Origin of the sequence: Sphingomonas sp. FUKUSWIS1 (assembly GCF_000733135.1) — a bacterium.
Classification (GTDB): Bacteria; Pseudomonadota; Alphaproteobacteria; order Sphingomonadales; family Sphingomonadaceae; genus Sphingomonas; species Sphingomonas aerolata.
Window position 1 is genome coordinate 1 of the sequence record NZ_JPJC01000026.1, and the last position, 2,297, is coordinate 2,297.

Genomic DNA, 2,297 nt, shown 5'->3' on the forward strand with positions numbered 1-2,297 from the left:
ATCATCTGATCGTCGGGCGGGCGCGAACCGCGCGGATGATCGCGCCGTCGCGGCGTGCGGTCGACATGCCGGTCGATCCGAGCGGCGCGGGCGGCTATGTCGGCATGGTCGACCGCGACACGTTCGACGAGTGGCTGCGCGACCGCGCTGCCAAAAATGGCGCGGAGCGGCGCACCGGGCGGTTCGAGGCGATCGTCCGCGACGGCGATGGTGGCGCGCAGGTCCGCTATACCGATGGCGAGGGCGATCATCGCGTCCGCGCGCGGTGCGTGATCGGCGCGGACGGCGCCCGGTCGCGCGTCGCCGAGGCGGTGTTCGACGATGCAGTGCGCAACCCGTGCGTCTTCGCCTATCACGAGGTAATCCGTACGCCGCAACCCGGCACCGCGGCGTTCGATCGCACCCGGTGCGACGTCTTCTATCAAGCCGAATTTTCGCCCGATTTCTATGGCTGGCTGTTCCCGCACGGCGACACCGCGAGCATCGGCGTCGGCAGCGCGCACAAGGGGCATGGTTTGCGTGACGCGACCAGCCGGTTGCGCGTGCGGCTCGGACTCGAATCGTGTGTGACGCTGCGTCGCGAGGGTGCGCCGATCCCGCTCCGCCCGTTGAGGCGATGGGATAATGGCCGCGACGTGCTGGTGATCGGCGATGCCGCGGGGGCGGTCGCGCCGGCCTCGGGCGAGGGGCTTTATTACGCGATGCTGTCCGCGCGGTTCGCTGCCGAGGCAGTCGATACCTTCCTCGCTAGCGGAGACCCCAAGGCGCTCGGCGCGGCGCGGCGGCGGTTCATGCGCGCGCATGGGCTGGTGTTCCGCATCCTCGCGATCATGCAGCATTTCTGGTACCGCGACGATCGCCGCCGCGAACGCTTCGTGGCGATGTGCGCCGACCGCGACGTCCAGCATCTGACCTGGCACGCCTATATGAACAAGCGGCTGATCTATGCGCGGCCGCTCGCCTATGCACGGATCTTCGCCAAGGACATGCGGCATCTGCTGCAGACTGCGAGCTGATGCGCGATGGATAGGGTCTGGATCTTTCCGGTGTGCATCGCGGCGTTGCTCGCGACATTGGTGGCACTGGTGGGCGCGACAATCATCGACACCGGATCCTGGTATGCCAGTCTGCTCAAGCCGCATTGGGCACCGCCCGACGCCGCCTATGGGCTGGCCTGGACCGCGATCTACAGCTGTACGGCCCTGGCGGGCGTCACGGGATGGCGGGCGATTGCGGGGTGGCGCGAGCGCGAATGGCTGCTCGGCCTGTTCGCGGGCAATGGGTTTCTCAACATCCTGTGGAGCCTGGTTTTCTTCCGCCTGCAGCGGCCCGACTGGGCGGTCGCGGAGATGGTCGTGCTCTGGCTGTCGATCCTGGTGCTGATCGTCATCCTGGCCCGGCATTCGCGGCCTGCGGCAGCGCTGTTGCTGCCCTATCTGCTGTGGGTGGCGTTCGCGGGTTACCTCAATCTGTCGATCGTCCAGCTCAACGGACCATTTTCCTGACCTGGCTATTCGCTAGCGGGCACGCGGTCGATATCGTGCTGTGGGTAATCGCCCTCGAACTTCTCTGGCTGCGACGGCAGGGGTGGAGCATGGCGACTGCGGCACTCCGGCTGGCGCCGGGCATGCTGATGCTGGTCGCGCTGCGCGCCGCGCTGACCGGGCTCGACTGGCCTTGGGTCGCGGTGCCGCTCATCGTCTCGCTTCCGGTCCATCTCGCCGATCTGGCAAGGACGGCGCGAGGCTGAATGTCGGTCATTCCAGAGTGTAGGACCGGGCTTGGCGTTTCACACCCTGCTCTGCGGCGACCGGGCCATGGTCACGCGGTCAAGCGAAACTGCGACCGATCCCGCCCGGTCCCGCAACAGGCAGGAGCGGGACCGGTGGGGCAGGGGCGGCGGTTCTGCTCAGCCGCCGGCTTGCAGATAGGCGATCACGTCGGCGCGTTTCTGCGGATCGGGGATGCCCGGGAACGCCATCTTGGTACCCGGGACGACGCGTTGCGGCTTTTCGAGATACTGGAACAGCTTTTCGGGGGTCCAGGTGATCCCGCTATTCTTGTTGGCGGCGGAATAGGTGTAGCCGGCAACCGTTCCCGCGGCCCGGCCGACCACCTCATGCAGCGAGGGGCCGATCTTGTTCACGCCGGCCTCGACCGCGTGACAGGTCTGGCAGGTGATGAACGCGGTCTTCCCCTTGGCGGCATCGCCCGTATAGCCGGCAAATTTGACGCCGCTGAGCGTATCGACATTGTCGGGAGCCGGTGCGGCGGCGGATGCGGTCGCCGCCGGCGCG

General features: G+C 67.4%; 4 protein-coding genes. 3 read left to right on the top strand and 1 reads right to left on the bottom strand.

All coding sequences use genetic code 11. The features are described from left to right. The 3 genes from sphsw_RS02770 to sphsw_RS20045 form a co-directional block, all read left to right on the top strand. On the top strand, window positions 1–1,016 hold a 1,016-nt coding region (locus sphsw_RS02770; protein WP_031439271.1), incomplete at its 5' end, for a geranylgeranyl diphosphate reductase. Window positions 1,017–1,022: 6 nt separating this feature from the next. Further along, window positions 1,023–1,505, top strand: coding sequence for a TspO/MBR family protein (locus sphsw_RS02775; RefSeq protein WP_031439272.1), 483 nt, complete (start codon window positions 1,023–1,025; stop codon window positions 1,503–1,505). Window positions 1,506–1,594: 89 nt separating this feature from the next. Further along, window positions 1,595–1,750 carry a hypothetical protein gene (locus sphsw_RS20045; RefSeq protein ID WP_200874006.1) on the top strand — a complete coding sequence of 52 codons (156 nt, stop codon included), beginning with the start codon at window positions 1,595–1,597 and terminating at the stop codon, window positions 1,748–1,750. A 159-nt stretch (window positions 1,751–1,909) separates the two neighbouring features. On the opposite strand, the gene sphsw_RS02780 is transcribed toward sphsw_RS20045, so the two are convergent. Next, the coding region (locus sphsw_RS02780; RefSeq protein WP_031439274.1) for a c-type cytochrome at window positions 1,910–2,297 on the bottom strand (388 nt) is incomplete at its 5' end.